Annotated in this window: 30 protein-coding genes; 1 reads left to right on the forward strand and 29 read right to left on the reverse strand. The window is 36.4% G+C overall.

Going from position 1 to position 26,805, the window contains the following annotated elements; all coding sequences use genetic code 11:
• Nucleotides 1-139 precede the first annotated feature (139 nt).
• Genes AC0OM3_RS16905 through AC0OM3_RS16935 form a run of 7 tightly spaced genes read right to left on the reverse strand, consistent with a single transcriptional unit; the run spans nucleotide 140 to nucleotide 5,694 of the window.
• Entirely contained in the window at nucleotides 140-1,120 is a 981-nt protein-coding gene (locus AC0OM3_RS16905) for a biotin--[acetyl-CoA-carboxylase] ligase (RefSeq protein WP_001192064.1), read from the reverse strand.
• Nucleotides 1,105-2,298 (reverse strand): CCA tRNA nucleotidyltransferase, encoded by a 1,194-nt coding sequence (locus tag AC0OM3_RS16910; RefSeq protein ID WP_000439317.1) that lies wholly within the window; start codon nucleotides 2,296-2,298, stop codon nucleotides 1,105-1,107. Before AC0OM3_RS16910 ends, AC0OM3_RS16905 begins: the two co-directional genes overlap by 16 nt.
• Entirely contained in the window at nucleotides 2,285-3,430 is a 1,146-nt protein-coding gene (gene bshA, locus AC0OM3_RS16915; RefSeq protein ID WP_000768305.1) for an N-acetyl-alpha-D-glucosaminyl L-malate synthase BshA, read from the reverse strand. Before bshA ends, AC0OM3_RS16910 begins: the two co-directional genes overlap by 14 nt.
• Nucleotides 3,427-4,131 carry a bacillithiol biosynthesis deacetylase BshB1 gene (gene bshB1 / locus AC0OM3_RS16920; RefSeq protein WP_000015673.1) on the reverse strand — a complete coding sequence of 235 codons (705 nt, stop codon included), beginning with the start codon at nucleotides 4,129-4,131 and terminating at the stop codon, nucleotides 3,427-3,429. The genes bshA and bshB1 overlap by 4 nt, the downstream gene beginning before the upstream one ends.
• An 11-nt stretch (nucleotides 4,132-4,142) precedes the next feature.
• Nucleotides 4,143-4,538 carry a methylglyoxal synthase gene (mgsA, locus tag AC0OM3_RS16925; RefSeq protein ID WP_000684765.1) on the reverse strand — a complete coding sequence of 132 codons (396 nt, stop codon included), beginning with the start codon at nucleotides 4,536-4,538 and terminating at the stop codon, nucleotides 4,143-4,145.
• A 14-nt stretch (nucleotides 4,539-4,552) separates the two neighbouring features.
• Complete coding sequence (dapB, locus tag AC0OM3_RS16930; protein ID WP_000658810.1) at nucleotides 4,553-5,353, reverse strand: dihydrodipicolinate reductase; 801 nt, start codon at nucleotides 5,351-5,353, stop codon at nucleotides 4,553-4,555.
• On the reverse strand, nucleotides 5,353-5,694 hold the full coding sequence (locus tag AC0OM3_RS16935; protein WP_002108639.1) for a nucleotide pyrophosphohydrolase: 342 nt from the start codon (nucleotides 5,692-5,694) through the stop codon (nucleotides 5,353-5,355). Before AC0OM3_RS16935 ends, dapB begins: the two co-directional genes overlap by 1 nt.
• Before the next feature lie 550 nt (nucleotides 5,695-6,244).
• On the opposite strand from AC0OM3_RS16935, the gene AC0OM3_RS16940 reads away from it, so the two are divergent.
• Nucleotides 6,245-7,126, forward strand: a complete 882-nt coding sequence (locus AC0OM3_RS16940) for a YitT family protein (protein ID WP_046945515.1) — start codon at nucleotides 6,245-6,247, stop codon at nucleotides 7,124-7,126.
• Nucleotides 7,127-7,154: 28 nt separating this feature from the next.
• Here the strand turns inward: AC0OM3_RS16940 and AC0OM3_RS16945 are convergent, their stop codons facing one another.
• From AC0OM3_RS16945 to AC0OM3_RS17050, 22 genes are all read right to left on the reverse strand, one after another.
• Nucleotides 7,155-7,796 (reverse strand): uracil-DNA glycosylase, encoded by a 642-nt coding sequence (locus tag AC0OM3_RS16945; protein ID WP_474212464.1) that lies wholly within the window; start codon nucleotides 7,794-7,796, stop codon nucleotides 7,155-7,157.
• 102 nt (nucleotides 7,797-7,898) lie between these two features.
• Nucleotides 7,899-8,582 (reverse strand): zinc metallopeptidase, encoded by a 684-nt coding sequence (locus AC0OM3_RS16950; RefSeq protein ID WP_058839490.1) that lies wholly within the window; start codon nucleotides 8,580-8,582, stop codon nucleotides 7,899-7,901.
• A gap of 101 nt (nucleotides 8,583-8,683) precedes the next feature.
• Nucleotides 8,684-9,472 (reverse strand): sporulation protein YpjB, encoded by a 789-nt coding sequence (gene ypjB / locus AC0OM3_RS16955; RefSeq protein ID WP_000831584.1) that lies wholly within the window; start codon nucleotides 9,470-9,472, stop codon nucleotides 8,684-8,686.
• 107 nt (nucleotides 9,473-9,579) lie between these two features.
• Nucleotides 9,580-10,266 (reverse strand): lipoprotein intramolecular transacylase Lit, encoded by a 687-nt coding sequence (gene lit / locus AC0OM3_RS16960; protein WP_000414377.1) that lies wholly within the window; start codon nucleotides 10,264-10,266, stop codon nucleotides 9,580-9,582.
• A gap of 25 nt (nucleotides 10,267-10,291) precedes the next feature.
• Entirely contained in the window at nucleotides 10,292-10,882 is a 591-nt protein-coding gene (lhaT, locus tag AC0OM3_RS16965) for a lipoprotein heptaprenylglyceryl N-acetyltransferase LhaT (RefSeq protein ID WP_025967075.1), read from the reverse strand.
• A 118-nt stretch (nucleotides 10,883-11,000) separates the two neighbouring features.
• On the reverse strand, nucleotides 11,001-11,768 hold the full coding sequence (gene qcrC, locus AC0OM3_RS16970; protein WP_000554603.1) for a menaquinol-cytochrome c reductase cytochrome b/c subunit: 768 nt from the start codon (nucleotides 11,766-11,768) through the stop codon (nucleotides 11,001-11,003).
• 43 nt (nucleotides 11,769-11,811) lie between these two features.
• Nucleotides 11,812-12,486 (reverse strand): menaquinol-cytochrome c reductase cytochrome b subunit, encoded by a 675-nt coding sequence (gene qcrB / locus AC0OM3_RS16975; RefSeq protein ID WP_000932700.1) that lies wholly within the window; start codon nucleotides 12,484-12,486, stop codon nucleotides 11,812-11,814.
• Nucleotides 12,487-12,999 (reverse strand): menaquinol-cytochrome c reductase iron-sulfur subunit, encoded by a 513-nt coding sequence (qcrA, locus tag AC0OM3_RS16980; protein WP_001280593.1) that lies wholly within the window; start codon nucleotides 12,997-12,999, stop codon nucleotides 12,487-12,489.
• A gap of 137 nt (nucleotides 13,000-13,136) precedes the next feature.
• Nucleotides 13,137-13,598, reverse strand: coding sequence for a YpiF family protein (locus tag AC0OM3_RS16985; protein WP_046945518.1), 462 nt, complete (start codon nucleotides 13,596-13,598; stop codon nucleotides 13,137-13,139).
• A gap of 154 nt (nucleotides 13,599-13,752) precedes the next feature.
• A complete protein-coding gene (locus AC0OM3_RS16990; RefSeq protein ID WP_001095928.1) occupies nucleotides 13,753-14,289 on the reverse strand; it encodes a ReoY family proteolytic degradation factor in 537 nt (178 codons plus the stop codon).
• Nucleotides 14,290-14,362: 73 nt separating this feature from the next.
• A complete protein-coding gene (locus AC0OM3_RS16995; RefSeq protein ID WP_001168671.1) occupies nucleotides 14,363-15,625 on the reverse strand; it encodes a tetratricopeptide repeat protein in 1,263 nt (420 codons plus the stop codon).
• A gap of 480 nt (nucleotides 15,626-16,105) precedes the next feature.
• The gene (gene hisC / locus AC0OM3_RS17000) at nucleotides 16,106-17,218 is read right to left on the reverse strand and encodes a histidinol-phosphate transaminase (RefSeq protein WP_152121379.1); all 1,113 of its coding nucleotides are present in this window, start codon (nucleotides 17,216-17,218) and stop codon (nucleotides 16,106-16,108) included.
• A gap of 132 nt (nucleotides 17,219-17,350) precedes the next feature.
• Nucleotides 17,351-18,436 (reverse strand): 3-dehydroquinate synthase, encoded by a 1,086-nt coding sequence (gene aroB, locus AC0OM3_RS17005; protein ID WP_474212468.1) that lies wholly within the window; start codon nucleotides 18,434-18,436, stop codon nucleotides 17,351-17,353.
• Nucleotides 18,436-19,608, reverse strand: a complete 1,173-nt coding sequence (gene aroC / locus AC0OM3_RS17010) for a chorismate synthase (RefSeq protein WP_001269388.1) — start codon at nucleotides 19,606-19,608, stop codon at nucleotides 18,436-18,438. The genes aroB and aroC overlap by 1 nt, the downstream gene beginning before the upstream one ends.
• A 264-nt stretch (nucleotides 19,609-19,872) precedes the next feature.
• Nucleotides 19,873-20,319 (reverse strand): nucleoside-diphosphate kinase, encoded by a 447-nt coding sequence (ndk, locus tag AC0OM3_RS17015; protein WP_000415884.1) that lies wholly within the window; start codon nucleotides 20,317-20,319, stop codon nucleotides 19,873-19,875.
• A 124-nt stretch (nucleotides 20,320-20,443) separates the two neighbouring features.
• Complete coding sequence (hepT, locus tag AC0OM3_RS17020) at nucleotides 20,444-21,406, reverse strand: heptaprenyl diphosphate synthase component II (protein ID WP_000776077.1); 963 nt, start codon at nucleotides 21,404-21,406, stop codon at nucleotides 20,444-20,446.
• A 31-nt stretch (nucleotides 21,407-21,437) separates the two neighbouring features.
• The gene (gene menG / locus AC0OM3_RS17025; RefSeq protein ID WP_001187674.1) at nucleotides 21,438-22,151 is read right to left on the reverse strand and encodes a 2-heptaprenyl-1,4-naphthoquinone methyltransferase; all 714 of its coding nucleotides are present in this window, start codon (nucleotides 22,149-22,151) and stop codon (nucleotides 21,438-21,440) included.
• Between the two features lie 38 nt (nucleotides 22,152-22,189).
• Nucleotides 22,190-22,924 (reverse strand): heptaprenyl diphosphate synthase component 1, encoded by a 735-nt coding sequence (locus AC0OM3_RS17030; protein ID WP_000332855.1) that lies wholly within the window; start codon nucleotides 22,922-22,924, stop codon nucleotides 22,190-22,192.
• 183 nt (nucleotides 22,925-23,107) lie between these two features.
• Nucleotides 23,108-23,677 (reverse strand): GTP cyclohydrolase I FolE, encoded by a 570-nt coding sequence (gene folE, locus AC0OM3_RS17035; protein WP_001151482.1) that lies wholly within the window; start codon nucleotides 23,675-23,677, stop codon nucleotides 23,108-23,110.
• A gap of 120 nt (nucleotides 23,678-23,797) precedes the next feature.
• Complete coding sequence (locus AC0OM3_RS17040) at nucleotides 23,798-24,070, reverse strand: HU family DNA-binding protein (RefSeq protein ID WP_001043860.1); 273 nt, start codon at nucleotides 24,068-24,070, stop codon at nucleotides 23,798-23,800.
• Nucleotides 24,071-24,368: 298 nt separating this feature from the next.
• Nucleotides 24,369-25,847 (reverse strand): stage IV sporulation protein A, encoded by a 1,479-nt coding sequence (gene spoIVA, locus AC0OM3_RS17045; RefSeq protein ID WP_000416519.1) that lies wholly within the window; start codon nucleotides 25,845-25,847, stop codon nucleotides 24,369-24,371.
• Nucleotides 25,848-26,092: 245 nt separating this feature from the next.
• Nucleotides 26,093-26,803 carry a hypothetical protein gene (locus tag AC0OM3_RS17050; RefSeq protein ID WP_000758623.1) on the reverse strand — a complete coding sequence of 237 codons (711 nt, stop codon included), beginning with the start codon at nucleotides 26,801-26,803 and terminating at the stop codon, nucleotides 26,093-26,095.
• Nucleotides 26,804-26,805: the final 2 nt, after the last annotated feature.

The following is a 26,805-nucleotide window of genomic DNA, read 5'->3' on the forward strand; positions in this document are numbered from 1 at the left end:
ACCCTTAAACTAATGATGCAGGTTAATTGAAGAAAGCACTTAACAAAGGAGAATTGCAGATGAAAAGAATTTATTATCATGTTACAAATTCACCTCAAAACTATTGAAATAAAAAGAAGTTCCAAAAGAGGAACTTCTTTTACTTAATTTCGATATCTGCAGAATGAATATGATGTACTTTTCCTTCATGGTCTTCTAGAAGCAATACACCATCCTCTGTAATTCCTTTTGCTACACCCGTAATCGTCTCTCTCATTGTTCGAGCGGTAATTTCTTTCCCGATGCTCACAGCGTAACTTTCCCAAAGAATTTTAATGACAGAGAAACCATTTTGTAAATACTCTTCATATAATTTTTCTAGTTGTAAATAGATTTGTTGCATAAGTTCTGCACGAACAATCGGCTTACCTGATTCAATCGCTAATGAAGTAGCAATGTGCTGAATTTCTTCATCAAAATGTTCTTGCTTTTGATTCGCATTAATACCGATGCCCATAATGACAGCATTAATTTTATCAGGATCCGCTTGCATTTCTGTTAATATACCTACAGCCTTTTTACCTTGAATTAAAATATCATTTGGCCATTTTATTCCTACGTTTACACCTGTACATTTTTCAATTGCCTGTGCAACACTAACAGCCGCTAACAAAGTAAGTTGCGGTGCATGATGAACTGGGATTGATGGGCGTAAAATAATACTCATCCAAATCCCTGTTCCTTTTGGTGAATGCCATTTTCTGCTTAAACGACCTCTTCCCGCTGTTTGTTCTTCTGCTACAACGACAGTTCCTTCTTCTGCACCTTCATAAGCAAGTTTTGCTGCAATGTGCTGCGTTGATTCAACAGTTTCTTCAAAATACACTGTTCTACCAATTCGCTTCGTTTGTAGCCCTAACTGAATTTCATTAGCAGTCACTTTGTCTGGCTTACTTGCAATTCGGTAACCTAATCGGCGCACAGCTTCAAGTTCATATCCCTCACTCCGGAGATCCTCCATATGTTTCCACACAGCAGTTCTTGAACAACCAAGTTTATCACTAATTGTTTGGCCGGATACAAACTCGCCATCCGCTTCAGAAAAAACTTGCAATAACTGCTTTCTTATAGTAGATTGCATCCTTGCAGCCACTCCCTTATACGCTCTTTCTCATTAACTACGTTTCCTTGTACGATTGCTTCTTCGATTTTCTGAAGCATTTCAGCAACCCACGGACCAGGCTTTTTGTTTGCCCAGTTTAATAAATCATTACCAGTCACATTCATTTCTTGACGCTCCTGGATTGGCAATGCATGAAACATTGATTGTACTCGTTCAACAGATGTAGGATCATAGCTTTCAATCATCGCTTCATATACTCTCTCTGCCATTTCAGCGATATGAATTCCCGTTTTATAAAGAAGGACTGTATCCCAATCCTTCTCCTTTCTAGTACGAATTGCCAATAAAACTGCAACAATATCTTTTATTTTTTTATTCGAAAACTTCCATTGACGTAAAAAGACAGATGGATGTTCTTCTCCGATACAATATAAGAAAAATGCCCACGCCTCAATATCCGTTTCGAAAGAATCCCATTTATACTGCGTAGCTTTTAACAGTCTCTCTTCTGACATTTGTAAATATGGCAAATGAGAAAATAGCTTCGTCTCTACTAATTCTTTGAGACCTTTCACACAATATGTACCAGTTAACAGTTTCTCAAACTCTACTGTAATACGCTCAATTGCTATATGTTCTAGCAAATGCCCATGCGTTTCAATCGCTTGCTTCGTTTTCATTTCTAATGAAAAACCTAACGTGCTTACAAACCGAATACCACGCATCATTCGCAGGGCATCTTCTTGAAAACGATCCGCAGCATTTCCAACTGTCACAATTTCTCTCTGTTGAATGGCTTCCTGTCCAGCAAATAAATCAACCATTTTGCCTTCTTCTGTCATAGCAATTGCATTCATCGTGAAATCACGACGTTTTAAATCCTCTTCTAATGAACGAACAAATTGAACACTACTAGGTCTTCGAAAATCTTCATATTCGCTTTCTGTTCGAAAAGTAGTTACCTCATAAGGCTCACCATTTTCTACAACAATTACAGTTCCATGCTCAAGACCAACAGGAACATTTCTTGGGAATATAGCCATCACTTCTTCTGGTAGAGCGGATGTCGCAATATCAATATCTCCAATCGGCCTATCGATAATAAGATCTCGTACGCTCCCACCAACAAAGTAAGCCTCATGTCCTTGTTGCTTTAATGTCTCAATAATAGAACTAGCTTTTTTAAATCTTTCCATTTTTGTCATCCCTTAGTACGTCATAGTAAATCGTTTCATATTGTGAAACAATTTTTTCTGAGCGAAATTGCTCATAAACACTTTCTCTTGCTCGCTCTCCCATATTACGGTGAAGTTCCTCGTCCTTTAATAGCTGAATAGCTTGATTTGCCACTCCTGTTGTATCGCCAACTTCACATAAATATCCTGTTTCCCCGTGTTGAATAACCTCTGGAATACCTCCAACCCGCGTTCCGATACAAGGTACACCACACGCCATTGCTTCTAATAAAACAAGACCAAAACTTTCCTTCTCTGATAGAAGCAACATTAAATCACTCATCGCGAGTAGTTCTGCAACATTATCTTGCTTCCCTAAGAATAAAACGCGATCTTCAATATGTAAATTTTTCACTATCTGTAAAATCGTACAGAATTCTGGTCCGTCTCCAACAAGAAGCAACTTCGCATCTACTTCTTTAACAATTTTAGCAAATGCCTGAACAACATCCTGCACACGTTTCACTTTACGGAAATTCGAAATATGAATAAGTACTTTTTCACTCTCACTTATACCATATTCTTTCTTTAATTGAGACATATTACGCTTGAAATATACACGTTCGTCTATAAAGTTATATACCGTTTGAATTTCTTTACTTGGTTTTACAAGCTCATGTGTTTCATTAATTAATGAATGCGAGACAGCAGTGACAACATCTGATTGCTCAATACCAAAACGAATTAAATTATTTAACGAAGGGTCGGAACCTAACACAGTAATATCTGTTCCATGTAAGGTTGTAACAATTTTAATACGCTCTCCGATCATTTGTTTTGCTAAATATGCACAAATTGCATGTGGTATTGCGTAATGCACATGTAAAATGTCTAAGTTTTCTCTTTGTGCAACCTCGGCCATTTTACTTGCTAACGCTAAATCGTATGGTGGATATTGAAATACAGAGTATTGATTTACCGTCACTTCATGAAAATAAATGTTTGGATATACTTTATTTAACCGGAATGGTAAACCCGATGTAATAAAGTGAATTTCATGCCCACGTTCCGCCAATTGCTTTCCTAATTCTGTTCCAACAACTCCAGAACCACCTACAGAAGGATAACATGTAATACCTATTTTTAATTTCATTTACATCCCCCTAATAAATCAGCATGTAATAAAACCGGTTTCTTACTCATAAATCCCTCGGCATACAAGACTCCAACTTCTTTTCCAAACATCTTCTCACGAGCGATCACAGTTTCAACGTAACCTTCTGTTAACGGTGTCTTAACACCATCGCTCCCTGTTGAAAACTGACTTTCATACGCTTCTAATGCTTCCACCTTTATAGAGAGGTACTCACTTATATCTATACAAAAATTCGGTTTATGAAAACCATTAATCATATAATTATAAAAAGACTCCACACGATGTGGTGAAAGTTCCGGCATATATTTACGGATTCCTGCTGAAAAAATAGCCTCTTCCACAAGCTTTGCACAATTTGCATGATCTGGATGGCGATCTTCATAGTACGGCGCAAAAACTAGTTTTGGTTTATATGTACGGATCACCTTGACAATTTCACGTATATACTCTTCTTTCATATACAAACCACGGTCTGGCATCGCTAAATTCAGCCTCGTTTTTACTCCCATTATACGAGCTGCGACCTTCGCTTCTTCTTTTCTCAACTCTATCGTTCCATTTGAAGAAAGATCAGCTTCTGTTAAATCACAAATACCTACTTCATACCCTTGCTTTGTATATTTAGCGATGGTACCAGCCATGCCGATTTCAACATCATCGGCATGAGCACCAAACGCTAATATATGTAATCCACTCATAATTGTTCCCCTCATTTTCTTAACTTACGATAATCTAAATCTCCTCGCTCTAATGCGTGCATTAACATTTCAGCACTTGCCATATTCGTTGCAAGTGGAATCGCATATACATCACATAAACGAAGCAATGCATTCACATCCGGTTCATGCGGCTGTGCTGTTAATGGATCGCGGAAGAAAATCACCATATCTAAATCGTTCTTTGCAATCATTGCACCAATTTCTTGATCTCCACCAAGAGGGCCAGATTGATATCTTGTTACAACTAATCCAGTCGCTTCCATAATACGAAGCCCTGTCGTTCCTGTTGCAAATAATTCATGTTGTTCAAAAATTGGTTTATATGCGTATGCAAACGAAACCATATCATTTTTCTTTTTGTCATGTGCGATTAAGGCAATTTTCATCCGTTGTCTCCCCTTTAGTCGATAATATTTTCTAAACCGTACACAAGATGATCAAGGTTCATTACTGTCTCAATTGATAGTTTTACACCTGACATAAATGATGCACGATTGAATGAATCATGACGAACTGTTAACATTTGTCCATCTCCACCGAACATTACTTCTTGGTGTGCAATAAGCCCTGGCAAACGTACACTATGAATGTGAATACCGTCTACATTTGCACCACGTGCACCTGCTAGTTGCTCTACTTCATTTGGATGACCTTGCTGCTTTGATTCACGATTTTGACGAATTAACTCTACCGTTTTTACAGCTGTACCAGATGGTGCGTCTAATTTTTGATCATGATGTAATTCAATTACCTCAACATCTTGGAAATATTTCGCTGCCATTTGTGAGAATTTCATCATAAGAACTGCACCAATTGCAAAGTTTGGAGCAATAATTGTTCCTACGGCTTTTTCTTTTGCATTCTCTGTTAAACGTGCCAATTCTTCTTCTGTAAATCCAGTTGTACCAATAACCGAACGAAGTCCACGCTCAACTGCAAGTGTAACGTGTTGTTTCCCCACTTCTGGTGTTGTTAAATCTAACAACACATCTGCTTCTACTTCATCTAAACAAGTATGTAAATCAGCGTAAATCGGTGCATGTAATGCTGGCATGCCAGGTAAATCAGAAATCTTCTCACCACCATGCTTATAATCCACTGCTGCTACTAAATTAAAATGTTCCGTTCTTTCCATAAGAAGAACTGCTTCATGTCCCATACGTCCTCTTGGTCCGGCGATAATTACTTTAATTTCTTTCATTATTCTTTCTCTCCCTCATCAATACGTGTCCAGCGATCTTTATCACGTGTATTAAATTTATTCATTACAATGTTATGTGCTGTCTCTAAATCAATATTTAAACTATTTGCCATACAAATCATAACAAATAATACATCTCCAAGCTCTTCTTCAATACTTCTTTCTTTTTCAGTTGTTTTCTTCGGTTTCTCACCATAATAATGATTTACCTCTCTTGCAAGCTCTCCCATTTCTTCCGTTAAACGAGCCATCATTGCAAGCGGACTGAAATAACCTTCTTTAAACTGACCAATATATGCATCTACTTCTTTCTGCATATCTTTCATCGTTTTTGCTTCCATACTATTCACCTCTAATCCTTCCTCTTTCATGTTAGCCAATTCATCGCGATTTGACAAATATTATTCCCCGCCAAACACCTATTTGCGACCCATTTTTGGATAGACTATAATAAAGTGAAACTTCTTTTGCGTTTTTTTGCAAAAGATTAGTTGAACTAATCGGGTTCCTACGGCTGGTTCGCCTTTCTTCAGAGCTTTATCTCCTACCAGCCGTTGGTACGGGGTAAAGTGAAACTTCTTTTGCGTTTTTTTGCAAAAGATTAGCCCGTACCAATCGGGTTCCTACGGCTGGTTCGCCTTTCTTCAGAGCTTTATCTCCTACCAGCCGTTGGTACGGGGTAAAGTGAAACTTCTTTTGCGATTTTTGCAAAAGATTAGCCCGTACCAATCGGGTTCCTACGGCTGGTTTGCCCCTCTTCTTTGCTTCATCTCCTATCAGCCGTTGGTGCAGGTTCTTACTATTTTCACTAGCAATTAGAAATTACTTATTATTATGGTTTACCGTTTCAGCGGAGCAATGCAATCATTACATAATTAGGGGGATTTCTATATGACATCAAAATTGAAGATGCGAAATATTATTTTTATTTTAATTGGTTCCGCTATATTTTCTTTCGGTATTGTCAATATCAATATTGAAAATCACCTTGCAGAGGGTGGCTTTACTGGTATTACACTATTATTGTATTTTTTATTTAAGTTTGATCCTTCCTACTCAAACTTAATTTTAAATATCCCTATATTTTTTATTGGTTGGAGGTTACTTGGCAGAGCGACATTTTTATATACATTAATTGGCACCTTTAGCGTATCTTTATTTCTATGGATTTTCCAGCGTTACGAAGTACTCAACTTACATTTAAACTTGCAAAATGATATGACACTCGCAGCTTTATTCGCCGGGGCATTTATCGGTATCGGCCTTGGAATAATATTTAAATATGGCGGGACTACTGGCGGTGTAGATATTATCGCACGACTAGCTCACAAATATGTTGGCTGGAGTATGGGGAAAACAATGTTTATGTTTGATGCTGTCGTTATCGTCGTCTCTATTCTTACCTATTTATCATACCGCGAGGGCATGTATACGCTAGTTGCTGTTTTTATCGGGGCTAAAGTCATTGATTTTATGCAAGAAGGAGCTTATGCTGCCAAAGGAGCGACTATTATTTCAGAGAAAAACGATGAAATTGCTGCCAAAATTTTATCTGAAATGGAGCGCGGAGCAACCTTTTTAAAAGCTGTTGGATCGTATACAAAAGTGGAACGTAACGTATTGTATTGCGTTGTTGCTAAAAATGAAATCGTGAAATTAAAAAATATCATTACTTCTGTAGATCCTCATGCTTTTGTCGCTGTAAGTGATGTACATGATGTAGTTGGTGAAGGATTTACGTTAGATGAAAATAAAAACCCTTTACATAATTAAATGTAACTAGAAAAGCGCCTTAGCTTTTCTAGTTTTTTATTACAAGTCTTTTAAGCTTCTCTAAATCCTCATAAATAAGCTCCAATAAACTCCGATTATAAAAAATGGAAGCTGGATGAAAAGTCGGAAAAACATGATATTCTTTCTCTGACCATGTAAACTCTGCACTTTGCATATCCTTTAATTTTTGAATGGGCTGTTTTAATAATTGCCCGTGTATATCTGTGATTTTTTTATTTTTTCCTGTTAAACGTTGAAGACCGATATTTCCAAGCGTGACGATAAGCTTCGGATGTATTTTCTCTAATTCATAATCTAACAAAGGCGCATGGGCAACTATTTCTCCCTGATTTGGCGTTCTATTATACTTTTTTTGTATGATTTCACCATTTCGTTCTTTTTTCTCTCGCCATTTATAAGGTCTACTTCGAACAGCGCTCGTAATATATACTTCTTCCCTTGTAACATCAATACGCTCTAAAAAATCCATTAATTGTTTTCCCGCCCTCCCGCTAAACGGAATCCCATTATGAATTTCTGTTTCACCAGGCGCTTCTCCTAACAACATAAATTTGGGATTTTCAGGACCTTGTCCACTTAAAAAACCTTCTAGTTGATAAGGAGCACTGCGCTCTTGCACTTGTTTTACTAAATGGTCTGGATATTTCATTTCCCCCCACCGCCTTTCCGCATTACTTCTATTATTTCTATTTGCAATACATTATATAATTCAATCTATACAATAAAAAAAGACTATCAAAATTGATAGTCTTTAGTCGTCGCTACGCTGCATACCAGTATACATTAATACGAGACGTAATAATTCAAATACCGCTACAGCTGCAGCTGCTACATATGTTAATGCTGCCGCATTTAATACTTTACGAGCTTGCCCATATTCATCTGTTGATACAATACCTAACGCTTCAATTTGTTGCATTGCGCGCTTTGACGCATCAAACTCAACTGGCAATGTAACGAGCTGGAACACAACACCTGCTGCCATTAAAATGATACCTAATAACAACAAACCAGACATTTGTGCAAATATACCGATTAGGACGAAAATCCAAGACATATTCGAACCAAAGTTTGCAACTGGCACTAACGAATGACGAACGCGCATAAATTTATAATCTTTTGCATCTTGAATTGCGTGTCCTACTTCGTGTGCTGCAACTGCTGTACCAGCAACTGAATGTCCATAATAGTTATCTGTTGATAATCGAACCGTCTTAGCGGTTGGATCATAATGGTCTGATAAATGACCTGGTGTTTCTTCTACAGCTACGTTGTATAATCCATTTTCATCTAAAATTTTTCGAGCCACTTCCGCTCCTGTCATACCTGATGTTGAATAAACTTGTGAATACTTGCTATAGGCACTACGTACTCTTGACTGTGCATACAACGGTATGATCATTATGATCGCGAAGTAAATTAAATAAAACATCATGAACCTCCATTGAAGTTTTAATTATAGTACTTCTCATTCTATTTTCTTCTGCCACTATTGTCAATGAATAAACCTTACAATCCATATCTTTATTTATTGCATTATCTATTTTTAGAATGTACATTACTTTTTCTTTTTTCTCTCTCTCCTTTATACTTTCTCCATCCAACATAAGTTAATGTGAATAAAATAAGTCCCCCAGTAATTGTCATAAACCAAATGAGAGAGGGTGCAATTTCATCTTTTTTTACTGTGTGAAATATCTTTTGCAAATCCCCTTTAATAATCCCTAATTGCATTTGGCCGCCTTTCGTTTTTAACATAACGTTACGAAATTCATCTAAATAAGATAAATGAACATTTACACGCTGAACCTCGTTTTCTGGCAAAGCAATCATTAAGCTTGGATAAATAATATTGAATTCATTTAAAAACGTATTTAACGTTTGTTGAAACTGCCCAGCATCTTCTTTTTCCATCGCTTTTTCCATTTGAGAAAAGGCATCCATTACTTTCCTTTCTCTTTCCATCCAAAGTGGTTGATATTTCGATACTTGTGCATCAACAGCAAGTTGTAATGCCAGCACATTATCAATTTTAGCTTGCTTACCTAAACCTTCTTCAGAGAGCGATTGTTGCGCCTTATCGTAAGCTAAAGAAATAACTCTAACTTGATCTGGTGTTACTTCCTGCTTCTTTTCATTCCCCTTTATTAAAAATTGCTCCGAGAAATGTTGTAATACTTGTACCGCTTTTTCATCTTCATTACGCTTCACTAACTGTAACGAGTCGTCTAACAACCCTGTTAGCTCATTCCACTCTTCAGCATATATACGTAACGGAAACATTATAATTAGAAATGCTATCAATCCAATTAATGTTCTCTTCATCCCGGTCCCCCCTATAACTACTAGTACAAAATATGTTAATTTGGACAAGAATAGAACAGAACTAGACCGAAAAATATATTATCATTTTACAAAGAAAAAAATTCTCTTTAAGCAGAGAATTTTTTCTGTGACATCCTTTTCTTTTTTACGAAATATCGATATAAACTGTAACAAAGTATACTACCACCTAAAATGAATAATAAAATAGCACACGCAGCATGCATAAAGAACTCTTCTGGTAACATTAATATAATTGGATCTTTTTCAGGATCAAAAACCCAATAATCATTACTAAATAAAAGTTTATGGAATAATACAAAACTCTTTTCAAAATTAATAGCAATTGGTAACATAAGCGCTATCGGAAAAATGATTGTTAAAATCGATCCATGCAGTAAAAACTTTTCATTTTTCTTTTTTAATAAATAAATTCCGCCTATCACTGCAATCATAATTGTCGCATACATCACATATTGAATCTTTACTAAAATATTTTTAACATCTACAAAATGAATACGGCCATTTGTGGACATATCTAATGTTGGCAAATGTAATGCTCCGTCATAAAACGGGGATAAATATGTAATAAGCACATCGTAATTTCTTTTAATTTCATCCTTCGTCATATCCGCTAAATCAGGAATATTTAAAAAATCAATTTCAAAATAATACAGCCATTTTCCATACACAACTGCCGTTGTTGCGAGTGCAAAAATAGAAAATGCTATGCTATATGAAACAACTAAAGTAATCAATCGATCCAATATTTTTGTACCACTCTTATTTTTCTCCATGTTCTCCCCCTAAATGTTCTAACCATCATAAAGAAAATTGTTTCCTTTGCTCACGTAAGCAACAATAATATGTAATACATAGTACAGCAATACTTAACCAAAACGTAAAATAACCAATTTCCTCTACAAACAAATGCATAATTCCATATCGCGGCATTTGCCAAAATAAATAATCAATTGCATCGTTATGCAACGTCCACACAGCTGCTACTATAAAATGCCATTTTTTTATACGATAGAATGGAGCATATAAAAATCCTTGTACTGCCATCGCAAAGTGCGAAAGCATTAACATGTAGCCCATAAGGCCAATAGGCCCTTTTACGTAAATCATAATCCCGTTTACAACAACAGCCCAAATACCATATTTTATTAAAGTTACAATCGCTAACGCTTCTATTAATCCCCAGTTTCTCTTTGCCAAAAAAGCAATTAAAACAAAGACAAAAAAGAGACTCGCCATAGGACTATCTGGTACAAACGGCCAAAATATAGGTGACGTTTCTTTCAATTGATTTCCGTACCATATAAATCCGTAAATTGTACCTAATATGTTAACAATTAATAAAAATAATAATACCGAGCGTTGTCTTAACATTGCATACAAGTACACCAATCCGTATGTCCAACACCTTTCAAGCAAAGTAATTCATTCATTAAATCCTACTCTATTATAACAAACTTCATCCAACTAAATAGAAAAGCTGACTACAAATTTTGTAGTCAGCTTTTTATTATTTTTTATTATACTTTGCAACGAATTCCGAAAGCTTCTTCAGTTCCTCATCCGTACCTTTAAATACACCTTTAGGCATTGAACCTTTTCCCTCTTTCGCAATTTTAGCAATTTCTTCTGGCTTTAAAGTTAAGTTTTGCAGTGCCGGTGCTGCTGCCCCGCCCTGTAAATTGTCACCATGACATGTTAAACAAGTATTTTTTTGCATTAATTTATAGCCATCATCATTTTTATCAACTGGCGCTGTTTTTACAATTGCTCCTTGTTTTTTTGCAGCTTCCCAGTCGTGGTGTGCTACAGATTCCCAAGTTAAAAAAATAATCGATGCAATTGCTAAAAGCATAAATCCAGTTGCCACAGGACGCTTCAATGGACGTCTTTCTGGACCTCGATCAAGAAATGGAGCTAACAGTAATGCTCCAAACGCAATCCCTGGCATAATAAATGCTCCAATTACAGTAAATGAACCGGAAGCATAAGAATACTTTAATAACTGATACAAGAATAAGAAATACCAATCTGGAAGTGGTATATATCCAGCATCAGTTGGGTCCGCCATTCTCTCAAGCGGCGACGGATGCGCCACTGTTAAACATAAATAACCGATTAAAAAAACTGCACCAACCATCCATTCTTTTAACAAGAAGTTCGGCCAAAATGCTTCTGTTTTCCCTGGGTATTCAGAATAGTCTTTTGGAATATTTGGTTTCCGAGCTACTGGTACCCGAGAATCTCCTACAAACTTCATCCCTTTGCCGCGATGCATAATCTCCCTCCTTTTGTTCTTTCCCCTTTAATTTAGCAATCTCTTATAGTGGACCGGAAATACCTTGTTTGCGAATCATGATGAAGTGGAAGGCCATTAAACCTAGAAGTGCTGCTGGTAAGAAGAAGACGTGAATAGCAAAGAAGCGAGTTAATGTTTGAGCGCCAACAATTTCGGAATGACCAGCGAGTAATGTTTTAATATAAGGACCAATGAGCGGTGTTTGCTCTGCAATTTGAATCCCTACTTTTGTAGCAAATAAAGCTTTCATATCCCACGGCAATAAATATCCGGTAAAACCAAGACCTAACATAACAAAGAAAATAAGAACACCAACAATCCAGTTTAACTCACGGGGCTTTTTATACGCACCTTGGAAGAAAACTCTGAGTGTATGTAAAAACATCATTACAATTACGAGACTAGCACCCCAGTGGTGCATACCACGAACAATTTGCCCATAAGCAACTTCATTTTGTAAATAGTAAACTGATTCCCAAGCATTTTTAATATCAGGCACATAATACATCGTCAAAAACATTCCAGATAAAATTTGAATTACAGTAACGAAAAAGGTAAGTCCTCCAAAGCAATAGACGAATGCAGAGAAGTGATGTGCCGGGTTTACATGTTCAGGTACTTCATGATCAGCGATATCACGCCATATTGGTGTAATATCCAATCTTTCATCCACCCAATCATAAATTTTATTTAACATCTACTTTGCACCCCCTCTTGGCTTCGCTTTTCCTAGATACAGCGTTCCATCTTTCACTTTAGACTCGTACACATCAAGCGGAGCAAGGGGTGGCGTACCTTTAATGTTAATCCCATCTTTTGTATAACGCCCCCCGTGACATGGGCAAAAGAATTGATTCGGATGTGCTTTGTCCGAATTCCAGTTAACTGTACATCCTAAATGTTTACATACTGGAGAGAACGCAACAATGTCTCCGCTTTCATCTTTATGAACCCAAGCCGATTTTGGTTCTTCAGACTTGTACCAACCATCAACCTGCTTCACTTTAAAATCGAAACGCTTCGGCTCTGTTGTAATATCCTTTACTTGCGCAACAGCAACCATATCTGTTCCCGCTTCTTTTCTTAACACCGGATCAAGCGCAAATCGCGTCATCGGCATTAAAATACCGGCAGCCATAAAGCCTCCTACCCCTGTGAGTGTGTAATTTAAAAATTGTCTTCTTGACACGCGATGTTCTTTGTCGCTCACGAAAATTTCCCCCCTCTATCAGAAATTGTCCCCTCGTGATAAATTATATAAAAAATAAAAACTAGGACACTATCATGATATAATACGCTCATGCACAGGTCAATATCATACTACTCATAATAATAAGAACTTTCTGTTTATTGCAAGTTTCCCCATTTCTCTTCCAACATCACCATTATATTTTTTATATGCGCATGAATAACTTCTCTTTTTGCTTGATCACTAAATTGTTCTAACGCTAATGAAGGAAACCAAAATAAATCTCCCTGTAACTCTTGCATATCCTCTTTCCATGAAAAATCACTTGTAACATAAGCAATATGCTTAAAACCTTCACTTCGTAAATGATTTGTCCATTCTTGCAAACGACCTTTTTCATTCTTTTGACTTTCTACCAAATACGTAAACGCAGGCAGTAAAAGCACTCTTCCTTTATACTCTCTTTCCAATTCCGTGCTCAACAATTCGATAAATTCACCTTGTTCTACAATCATTTTCATTTCTTTTGCTGCCGAAATTGATAACAGCGGTATTACTCCTGTATCAACATACTCTCTTGCTTGCTCAAACTGTTCTACATCTTTTACAATCCACTTCAAATCCCTTCCCTCCTTCACTTACAAATGACAGAACTTTCACTTTATATATATTAAACCACACTAAAAGAGGTAAAAAAAGAAAAACTACCCAATATAGGTAGTTTTTCTTAATAAAAGTCTGAAATTTGTAAAAATTAATTAATCCAAATAAATTCTATAAAGTCTTTAACTCTGCCGTTAATCTATGAAACGTTTCCTTATCTTGCTTATCTAACGCTTCATCAATTTGTTTCAAAAGGCGTTCTCTCCTAAACGAAAATACACTTTCTTCCAAAAACCTTTCTGCAAGTAAACGATCTTTTTCATTTACTTCAATATGCTTTGGTAGATATGGGTTTTCTTCTAATACAGCTACATAATTCGCATTTTGAAACGATGATTTAAAGTTGAGTTGAATATAAATATCCTCATCTCGATTTAAACGAATATCATGAAACGATTTTTCAGCATCTGTTGTCATAACATTTTGTTTAAAAAAGTGAAACGGTGTGTCTTTCACACAATTCGCTGACATTACTAAGCCACGCGGACAATATTTTGCATGCTCTACGAAGTGGACTTTATGCATCAATTGGTCGTGACTCATTAAATAATTCAGAATCCATACACATTCACGCTGTTTCAGTTGGTAATTATTCAAAAACCATTTTACAAAATCCTTCTTCTCGTTTACAGAAACAGGGGTATTCATAGCAATTAAGTCCCTCCTCTGTCTTTCTCTTTTCTTTTTAGATTCAAGAAGCGGCATTCAGTTTCCTTCCAACTTATGAAAAATCCTCTAAATTATATAACAACTCTTCAATATGAATTTGTGTCGGGTCTAGTTGTAATAACTGGGTAAATACTTCTTTCGCCTCTTTTCGTTTTCCTTCTTCCAATAAGAAATAACCGTACTCTTCTAAGAAGTCTGGATGATTCTTAAAAGAAGTATATGCACTTTCATAGTGTTTTAATGCATCCGAATACATTTCTAATTGTTTTTTTGCATACGCAAGATCCCAAAGTAGTTGTGTATCTGGTTCTCCACTATCAATAGCACGCTCTACAATTGCAATTAACTCTTCGTACTTTTCTTGTTCTTTTAAGATATATGCATATTTTAATGTTGCACCTAAATGCCCTGGATCTAACTCAAGCGCTTTTTGAAGAACTTCCTCTGCTTCTACTATTTTTCCTAATTTCGCCGCAATGTTCGCTAACTCTACATAAAATGGAACTGAAAGCTCATCTACTTTAATTCCTTCATGAAGCGTTTCATAGCTTTCTTGAAGCATTCCTTCTTTTTCATAGCTTTTCGCTAAATACATGTACAGTGATGCGTACTCAGGGTCTAATTCTTTTAGTTCTTGCCAAGCACCAATTGCTCTCTGATATTCTTCACCTTGGTATAATGTAAAGGCATATCCAAATAATGAGTGAATATCTTTTTGTTCCTCTAGGCCTGCTTCATAATAAGAAATCGCTTCTTCCCAGTTTCCGATCGCGCTTAACGTTTCTGCGAGGCGAAGTGCAATCACAACACCACCCATTACTTTATGTTCCGCTAATAGCGATTCATAATAAGTAATTGCCTTTTGTTCTTCACCTTTACTACTATATAATTCTGCTAACCCAAACGTAATAACAGGTTCATCAGGCATCATTTCTTTCGCCTTTAATAGTTTTTGCTCTGCTACATCATCAAAACCTTGCATTTGGAATAAATCTGCAACAAGTAATAACGATTGAACATATAAATCGTCATTTTCTGGAATATCATGAAGCACTTCAATCGCTTCATCTTCTTTATCTAGATCAATATATAATTCTGCTAAAAATACAGTGAATTCACTTTCTTCTGGATACAGTAAACGTAAGTCTTCAGTAATTGCTAATGCCTCATCTGTAAATCCAAGCGTATGATAGTAACGAGCGATATCATACTTCTCTTCATCATTCGCAATTTTTAATTGTTCTTTTAATAATTGTAATCCTTTTTCCGCTTCACCATTTTCAATATATGAAACAGCTTGTTCAAACTTTTGCATAAACGTCTCCTTTAATTCTAAAAAATATTCTCTTCTGTTCATTTACCCCGCTATTAACGGGCAGTAAGACCCCCACCTCAAAATTCAGCTAAGGCAAAGAAGTTAGTTTTGGGATCAACTGCCCGTAAAAGCCCGATTGGTTCAACTAATAATCAGCGGGGGATAAACATCCCCCCACTGATTAAAGTTTCACTTTATCATAAGCAACTCACTGTTAGAACGCAACCTTTAGAATGAGCATGTATCTTCTTATACTTCTTCTTACAGAGTAGGTAATTGTTCAAACGGTTCGAATATGACACCGATACCTTATCCTCATCTTCTATTGTACCGCTTTCTTTTATGACCGTGCAAATAACTTCTCTCACTAATTATCGAGCCATACAAACTATGGTTTACAGAACAACTTAATTAGCAGTCTTCAACCTTTATTTTTAATGCGATAAAAAAGGCTCCTATACTAGGAGCCTTCACAATCTCTTAAGAATATGTTTCTTCTTTCTGTACTTGCTCATTTACAAGCTCTTTCAGCAACTCTATAATTTCATCATTTTCTTCCTTCAAACCGACAGTAATACGAATACCATCATCGATACCAAATGCAGCACCAGAACGAACGATATATCCTTTTTTCATTAATCGTTCGAAAGCTTCATTACCCGGTATACCAAGTTTTAAGAAAATGAAATTTGTTTGAGATGGATAATAGAATACGTTATATTCTTTACAAAATGCATAATACTGATTTAAACCTTCAGCATTCTTTTGCACACAATCTTGTAAAAATGCTTGATCTTCTAATGCAGTGAGTGCTACAGATTGGGCTACAGTTGATGTATTGAATGGTAACCTAGCTACTTCTAGCTGTCCGATTAACTTCGCATCCCCAATCGCATATCCGATACGAAAAGCAGCTAAACCATATGCTTTTGAAAACGTGCGTAAAACCATAAGATTTTCATACTTTTCAAGAAGTGGTAATGTTTGCGGATAATCTTCTGCTTCCGCGTATTCATAATATGCTTCGTCCATAATAACGAGAGCCGACTTAGGAACTGATTCTAAAAATGAAAGTAATTTTTGTTTCTCAACATATGTACCTGTTGGATTATTCGGATTACAAATCCATACAATTTTCGTTTTCTCATCTACTTGCTCTAGCATTGCATCTAAATCGTGAATACCATCTTTAAGTGATACTTCACGAACTTCTGCTCCTTCAATAACAGCATGGTGATGATATTGTGAAAACGTAGGATTCGCCATTACAACGTTTGTTCCTTCATGTAGTAACGCTCGGCTAATCATTTGAATGACTTCATCTAATCCACTACCAAATAGTAGTTGTTCTGCTTTTACACCTAAATGTTCCGCTACTTTTGTCCGAAGTTCAAAGGCATATCCATCTGGATAAAGGGCATATTGGCTCGCTAAAGAAGTTAATGCTTCTGTCACACGTGCTGAACAACCGAATGGATTTTCGTTGGATGCTAATTTCACAATTTTTGATAAACCATATTCCCTTTTTACTTCTTCAATGTTTTTCCCAGGCACATACGCTCTCAAAGTTAACAATTGCTCTTTCACTCTCATTTTTCTTCCCCCAGTCATTTCATTCAATTTGATTACAATACGGTTATAGCCCCTTACTGTAATCTTTTGTCATAACCGTCACTATTACGAGAATACCTCTAAATGAGCACTTCACAGCACTTCGCTATCATTTTAAACCATATCTTTTTGAAATGCCTCTAACGCAATATGAACAGTCTCATCTGAAATAGATACGACATTCACTACCCCATATTCCTGCATAAGCACCATATGAATTGCTCCTGCATTTGCTTTCTTATCTTGTTTCATCAATTGAACGAGGCGCTCTACATTCAAATCTCTTGGCATTTTTGGATAGCCGTATTTCAAGAACCACTGCTTCATATCTTCATAAGCAAGATCAACCTTGTACACTTGCTCACTTAAAAATATGGCGAATAACATTCCAACCGCTACACCGTCACCGTGAGTAATATTTCCATACCCTAGCTCTTTTTCAAGAGCATGTCCTAACGTATGTCCAAAGTTCAAATGAGCACGTATACCCTTCTCTGTTTCATCTTGTGACACAACATTTGCCTTTACAGGAATCGCCTTCGTTAATATATGGATTAACTTCTCATCATGAAGATCCGTTAATGTTTGCACTTCTTCTTTTAACCAATGGTATAGCTCCACATCACCGATAAGAGCATGCTTTATCACCTCTGCATAACCTGAACGCCACTCTTTTTCAGGAAGAGACTGTAAAAACGGTGTATGATATACAACTGCTTCTGGCTGATGGAATGCACCAATCATATTTTTACCTAACGGATGGTTAATCGCTACTTTCCCACCCACTGCGCTATCGTGCGCTAATAAAGTTGTCGGAACCTGCACAAAGCGAATACCACGCATAAACGATGCAGCAACAAAACCAGCTAAATCTCCAATCATTCCGCCTCCAAGTGCAAGAATTAAAGAATTTCTATCTAATTTATTTTCAAGAGCTGACGTATGAGCCGCATAGAAATTTTCGAAAGACTTCTCTTTTTCGCCACTTGGTACAACAAACGAAAACACGTGCTGCTCTACTTGTAATGCATCGATAACTGTCTGTAAATGTAGTGATGCAACAGCTTCATCTGAAATGATCATTACGTTAGATACCGCTGGCTGCATATTTTGAACGATCATTGTTAAGTTTGACAACGCTTCTTTACCAACATGTACATCATATTCTTTTGATTTCGTTTGAATATGTATGTTTCCCATTAAAATCCCCTCGCATATTCATTATGTTTCTCAATATTTTCACGAATTAGTTCCATACGATCTAATCCGAATTGTTCTATTAAAGCTGTCGCTAATTCCCAAGCCACAACCGCTTCTGCAACGACACTAGCTGCTGGCACTGCACAACTATCTGAACGTTCAATACTCGCTGTAAAAGGCTCTTTCGTATCAATATCTACACTTTGAAGAGGTTTATAAAGTGTAGGTATCGGTTTCATCACACCGCGCACAACAATTGGCATTCCAGTCGTCATACCGCCTTCTAGTCCACCTGCATTATTTGTTCTTCGTGTATATCCATGCTCCTCATCCCACAGAATTTCATCATGAACTTCACTTCCTGGTCTATGCGCTGCTTCAAAACCAATTCCAATCTCGACACCTTTAAAAGCATTAATACTCATAATTGCAGCTGCTAATTTCGCATCCAGTTTTCGATCATAATGCACGTAGCTACCTACTCCAATTGGCATCCCTTCCACAATTACTTCAACGATTCCACCAATTGAATCACCATTTGCTTTCGCATCATCAATCGCTTTCATCATTTGGTTACCAGCTTCTTCATCTAAGCAACGTACAGAAGATGCTTCTGTAATACTCTTTAATTCTTCAATTGAACTATACGTAATCTCCTTAGCTTGTACACCGCCAATTTCAATTACATGGCCCGCCACTTTAATACCAAGTTCTGCTAACACCTTTTTAGCAACCGCACCAGCAGCAACACGTACCGTCGTTTCGCGCGCTGACGAGCGTTCCAGTACATTCCTCATATCTCTATGACCATATTTAATCGCACCATTTAAATCAGCATGCCCAGGCCTTGGTTTTGTCACTTTCCTTTTCATCTCTTTTTCTTCTTGCTCAGTTAAAGGCTCCGCCCCCATAATTTTTGTCCAGTGTGCAAAATCACGATTTTCAACAACAAGTGCAATAGGGGAACCTAATGTTTCTCCATGTCTAACACCACTTAAAATTTGCACTTGATCCGTTTCAATTTGCATGCGTCTACCGCGCCCATACCCCTTTTGCCTTCTAGCTAACTCTTCGTTTATATCATCTGCTACTAAAGACAATCCTGCCGGAACACCTTCTATAATCGTTGTAAGTTGTGGACCATGAGATTCACCAGCTGTAATATATCGCATACGTTATTCCTCTTTTCGTATATGTATTTATCTCACTATATTAACTTTTATCATTCTAAAAATATTAAAGAAATTATATCATAAATCGACCATTTTCTTATTCTATATTTCCGATAGGCCTAATTTAAATATCAACATATCATAACAGCTCAAACTTCGTAACTAACTGAAAATAAAAAAAGTGCAAGAAGAATACCCCTATTCTCCTTGCACTTTTTACTATTATCACAGTGATTAAAGCGTTTACAAATCATTTCAAAATAATTAGTAAATCCATTCATTCATTAATTTTGAGTAGTCAACTAATTCTTCTTCTTTAAAGAAAATAGCAATCTCGCGCTCTGCGCTTTCTAAAGAATCAGAACCATGGATAATGTTTTTCGCAACAGTTACACCGAAATCTCCACGAATTGTTCCAGGAGCTGCTTCATGTGGTCTTGTTTTCCCCATCATGTTACGCGCTGTATCTACTACACCTTCACCTTGCCATACCATTGCGAATACAGGTCCAGATGTAATAAACTCTACTAACTCACCAAAGAAAGGTTTTTCCTTATGCTCAGCGTAGTGTTGTCCAGCAATTTCCGGAGTGACTTGCATTAATTTTGCACCAACTAATTGAAAGCCTTTTTTCTCAAAACGAGCTACAATTTCCCCAATGAAGGCACGTTGTACACCGTCTGGTTTTACCATTAGAAATGTTTTTTCCATAAAAAATCTCTCCACTTCTGAATTATGTATGTAATTGTATATCCCCACACACATATTATCACCCTTATCACAATTGTGCAATAGTTTTGAAATAGAGAGATTATTTTATTTTTTAGAATAAACATTAAAATTTTCGTTTTCCAATATACTTTGCAACATTTTGTAATGCGTACTTTGCTTTTCCACGTGGAAGTGGTTTTATTATTTCTAAAGCTTTATGTAAATAACGTTCACTAAACGCAAATGCTTGATCAATTGCTGTACTATTTTTTACAGCATCAATAATTTCTTGCATTTCACTTGCTGTTGAATTTTCATGTACAGATGTGATTTTCTGACGAAGTACTGGATCTTCCATCGCATATAAAGCAGGAAGTGTAATATTCCCTTGTAGTAAATCTCCGCCAGCAGGTTTTCCAAGTTTCTCTTCTGTGGAAACGAAGTCTAAAATGTCATCAATAATTTGATAAGACATCCCTACAAAATACCCATACCAAAATAGACGATTTACCGTATCACGATTAGCACCAGCAGCAATCGCTCCCAATTGACAACTCGCGGCAATTAATAATGCTGTTTTTCGCTTTATTCTTCTTAAATACGTTCTTAAATTTTGGTCATAATTGTATTTATCTTTAATTTGTTCAATTTCACCTTTACAGACTTCTAAAATAGTATGTGATAACGCTTGATGCGCCTCTGGAATTTCGATATTTGTTATACATTCAAGAGACTTAGCGAACAGATAGTCCCCTGTATACATCGCAATACGATCTCCCCATTTCGCATTCACAGTCGCACTGCCGCGTCGTAAAAATGCAGCATCAATAACATCATCGTGAACAAGAGAAGCCATATGAATAAGTTCTAACGCAACAGCAACATGCTTAATCGCATCTAACTTATAATCTCCAAATTTCCCTGCAAGCAACACAAATACAGGACGAATTCGTTTCCCACCAGCTTCAATAAGCTGTAATGCTGCCTCTTCTACTAATGGCTGTTCAGAAGCGACTGTCTTTTTTAATTCTTTTTCTATCACATTAATATCCGATCGTAAAAAAGAGTACATAAGTTGTAACTTCATATTGTTCACCTTAACCTAAAACTTCTTTTTTCTATTTTGATTCTGGTTTAATACCTAAATGCATCGCTGCTACCCCAAAAGTAAATGGTTTCACTTGCACACGTTCAAGTCCAGCTTGCTCAAACATTTGAGCCAATTCTTTCATTCCTGGGAACGTACTAGCAGATTCTTGAAGCCATGAATATTCTTTATAACTTTTCGCAAACATCTTTCCAAATAACGGCATGATATATTTAAAGTATAAAATATACCCTTGTCGAAAACCAATCATTGTTGGTTGAGATGTTTCTAAACAGATTACTTTTCCACCTGGTTTTACTACACGCGTCATTTCTTTTAATACGTGCATATAATCCGGCACGTTACGTAAACCAAACCCAATCGTCACATAATCAAACGTATTATCTTCAAACGGAAGTTCCATTGCATTCCCATGTAGAAGTTCTACTTGTTTTAATTGTAACGCCTCTACCTTTTGCTTACCGACAGATAACATATTTTCACTGAAGTCTAAGCCAACAACCTTTCCTTGTTCACCTACGGCTCCAGCTAGCGCAATTGTCCAATCCGCGGTTCCACAGCATACATCAAGCGCTTGACTGCCTGGTTGTACATCCATAATTCGCATCGTTTCTTTACGCCACGCTTTATGTCTTTGAAAACTAATTACAGAATTCATCACATCGTATTTATCAGAAATCTTTTCAAATACGTCATGTACTCTTTCTTCTTTTGATTGTTGCATGCTCGTACCTTCTTCCAATGTAAAATTGCTTATGTCTTCTATTTATTCCTTAACACAGAATTTATTTTATTTATATCTGTGTGATTTTCTAAAAATTGTTTTTCTTTCTTTCTCAAGTCCTTCAGCCAACCATTAATCACTACTTCTGCTTTATCCCCTAAAGCATCTTGCATAGCTTGAAAAACAGGTGAATGTTGTTTATCAGCATACAATTGAATTTCTTTTTGAAGGCGATTTCCACCTAATACGTATGTGATAAATGGCTTCCAATGTGATAAATGAAAATGATCACATGTTTTTTGAAGGAGTGCAGACTCAATCGTTACTATGCTTTTCATTATGTCATTCATCGTTTCATGCGCTTTTTGGTATAACATAATTTTGTGTTCATTTATCTCTTTAATTCCTTCAGCAAGTGCACGAATTAAAACAATATCACGGTTCATAGACAATAAATAATAATATAGTCCACTATAGTAATCGCCTGCAAGTACTGTTAATTGACGACATTTATGCGATTCAATTTCTTCCTCGCCTACTTTATTTGATACCCTTTCATGTGTATCAAGCGCAATTTGTACAAGCATAATTGTTACTACGTAATGCTCAATTTGTTCTATATGTAAGTTTGCACTCTTTAAAGCACCATATAACAATGCTATCTTTTCTTCATCAATAAATGGTTCTTCAATATAGTTTATAAAATAAGGATGGCGTAATTTCTCCATCAATTTTTCTTTTATACCCGCATACCCTCCGTAGATGTCACACACAAAAAATCACCCTTGTTTTCTAATTCATAAAACTTATTATAACACATACACTCTATTTTCTATAACCAAAACTTGGCTACACCTACCATTCATGTAAGCAATCTTTCTAATCTCACTCTGTCTAGTTAAAACTATATCATTTATTTACTAAAAAAAAAAAGAAAAGCAGTTTCCCGCTTTTCTTTACTTCGTTTTAATAAACGATAAAATTTCACTGCGTGCTGCAGCATCATTTTCAAGCACACCACGTACTGCTGTCGTTACTGTTTTCGCACCTGGTTTTTTCACACCACGCATCGTCATACACATATGTTCTGCTTCTACTACTACCATTACACCATGAGGCTCTAGTACTTCCATAATAGAGTTCGCTACTGTTGATGTAATACGTTCTTGCAGTTGTGGACGACGTGCAATTGTATCTACAGTACGAGCTAATTTACTTAACCCTGTCACCTTTCCACCTTGCGGAATATATGCAACGTGAGCAACTCCATAGAATGGAACTAAATGATGCTCACACATCGAATAAAATGGTATATCTTTTACTAGTACAAGCTCTTCGTGATCTTCTCCGAATACTTTATGCAAATGCTCTTTCGGATCTTCATGCATACCTGAGAACACTTCTGCGTACATTTTTGCAACACGCTTTGGTGTATCAAGTACTCCCTCACGATTTGGGTCATCCCCAATCGCCTCTAAAATAAGGCGTACTGCATGTTCAATTTGTTCTAAATTAACTTTTGCCATCCGCTAGCCCTCCCGAAAACCTAAAAGTGATACGAACACATTCTAGCATATTTATGTTTTTAAAAGCAAAAAGAAGAGTTCCCAAAAAGGAAACTCTTCTTCCCTGTTAATATGTAAGGATTATTTAACCGCATCTTTTAACGCTTTACCAGGTTTGAATGCAGGTACTTTACTTGCAGCGATTTCAATCTCCTCACCTGTTTGTGGGTTACGACCTTTACGAGCCGCACGCTCACGAACTTCGAAGTTACCGAATCCGATCAGTTGTACTTTATCACCTTGTTTTAAAGCTTCTAAGATAGAATCAAAAACAGCGTCTACTGCTTTTGTTGCGTCCTTTTTAGAAAGGGAACTTGCTTCTGCAACAGCATTGATTAAATCTGTCTTGTTCATGCCATTCACCTCCTCCCAAAGATAAGACTGTATAATGATCATAAAATGAGTCTTACTTTCATTTGTAGGCAATTTTTGCAAATTCTATACTACAAAGATGTAGATAAATCATTATCAACGCCTATATTATACGATTCTCCTTTATAATTCAATATTTTTAAGGAAATTGTTACTCTGAAAATGTGAAAATCTGATGAAACTTGACAATTTACAACAATGTATTAGATAATGACTGTTTATTTTTCTATTTTACAATCAAAAAAATAAAAAATCCCTCTACAATGAGAGGGATTTTTTATTATAGTATAATCGCAATTAATCCGCCAGATCCTTCATTAATAATTCTTTCTAGCGTTTCTTTTAATTTATATCTAGCATTTTCTGGCATTAAAGATAATTTTGCCTGAATTCCTTCTCGAACAATCGAGCTAAGTGAACGTCCAAATATATCAGAATTCCAAATTGATAACGGGTCATCTTCAAAATCTTGCATTAAATAACGAACTAATTCTTCACTTTGCTTTTCAGTACCTATAATCGGCTCAAACGTTGACTCTACATCTACTTTAATCATATGAATAGATGGCGCTACCGCTTTTAACTTCACACCAAACCTTGAACCGTGACGAATAATTTCTGGCTCATCTAAGCTCATATCCGCTAATGCAGGCGCTGCTACACCATATCCTGTTTGCTTAACCATACGCAGTGCATCCGCCACTTGATCGTACTCTATTTTCGCATGAGATAAATCGAGCATAAGCTTTAATAAATGATCTTTCCCTCGAATTTCTACTCCTACTACTTCTTTTAAAATCTGATCATATAATTCATCTGGCGCATATAAATCAATCTCCGCCACACCTTGCCCCATATCAATGCCAGCTAGGCTCGCTCGATCAATAAATTCATATTGACTAAACTGCCAAACAACGCGATCCACATCACGAAGACGTTTTATATCCTTCACAGTTTCTTGAACTGCTTCTTGATAACTTTGACGCAACCAATGCCCTTCATTTAGCACCATCACCCAGCTTGGAAGGTTCACATTCACTTCTAATACAGGGAATTCAAATAACGCTTCACGAAGTACATTATATACATCTGTTTCTCTTAAACTCTCCACACTCATTGCAATAACCGGGATATCATATTCTTCTGATAAACTTTGGCGTAATTGCTCTGTATCTGGATGATACGGCTGTACCGTATTAATTATCATAATGAAAGGTTTTCCTACTTCTTTCAACTCATTTACAACGCGTTCTTCTGCCTCTATATAATCTCTTCTTGGAATTTCACCAATTGTTCCATCTGTTGTAATTACAACACCAATTGTTGAATGTTCTTGAATTACTTTACGCGTGCCGATTTCTGCAGCTTCATGGAATGGAATAGGTTCTTCATACCAAGGGGTATTAATCATGCGCGGGCCATTCTCATCTTCATAGCCCTTCGCTCCAGGAACCGTATATCCAACACAATCTACTAATCGAATATTCACTTCAAGTCCTTCATCTACTTCGATAGAAACCGCTTGGTTTGGAACAAACTTCGGTTCCGTCGTCATAATTGTACGACCAGCAGCACTTTGAGGCAATTCATCCTGCGCTCTTTGACGGTCAGACTCATTCTCAATATTTGGAATAACTACAAGTTCCATAAATTTTTTAATGAATGTTGATTTCCCTGTTCGAACAGCTCCTACAACTCCAAAATAAATATCACCGCCTGTTCGTTCTGCAATATCTTTAAAAATATCTACCTTTTCCAAGTGATTCCCTCCCTCAAAATTTTTGGGAATAATTCCGCGTTTATAGTCAACTAATACCTTCTCTAACGTTGCCTATAATATCTGATATAATATAATGGTATTCTAGAAGTTCGGACAATATATCATATAATTTTGTCCAATTTCATATGACTATTAAAAAATATCTTTTGTTTGCATCGTAAGTTGTATAACATAAAAAACCTTTCTTCTAGAACTTATTCACTAAAAGAAAGGTTCATGACTTATCATTTTAAAAAAATTGGTTCTCCGTCCTTTACTGTGTACGGTAAAGAATAAGCTGGTACAAACGGGGAAGCTTTCAAAAGTATATTTCGAATATCTTCTCCCTCTGTAAACTGCCCTTCATTTTTTTTCAAAGCGTCATATAAGTCAATTCTATAATCAACAAAAACTTCTCCTTTTTCATTTATTACAAAAGGAAGTCCTTTACCAGAATATGGACTTGTCACTTGTGGTACATCTTTATAGCCTAGTTTTTTGAAATCCAATTCATATACACCATCTGAAATTACTTTTTTAAAAGGTGGATATTGATGTTCATCACGATACATCCTAAGCTTTAAAGAGAGTTCCTGAATTTGTTCAGCCATCCTAACATCAATTAACTTTACTGTTGGATTTGTTTCAACGTCTATTAATACGTATTGATATACTCCTCCACTTTCATACGCATTCCCTGGCGCTTCTTGTATGTAACGCGGGGCAATCTGTTGAAAATCGATTGGATACTTTTGATAAATAGGTGTACTCATATCCCTCGTCTTAATTGGCAATATCCCATCATTTTGCTCCTTAAATGTCACAACAGCTTTTTGAACAACCTGTAGTTGATCTTCATAAGGAACCGCATTTTGCTTTATATTTTCTTTCGGATACAGACACCCTGTTAAAAGGCTCATACAACAAAATATTAAAATAATATAGACTTTTTTCACTA

It is taken from the genome of Bacillus sp. FAU20 (genome assembly GCF_056033865.1).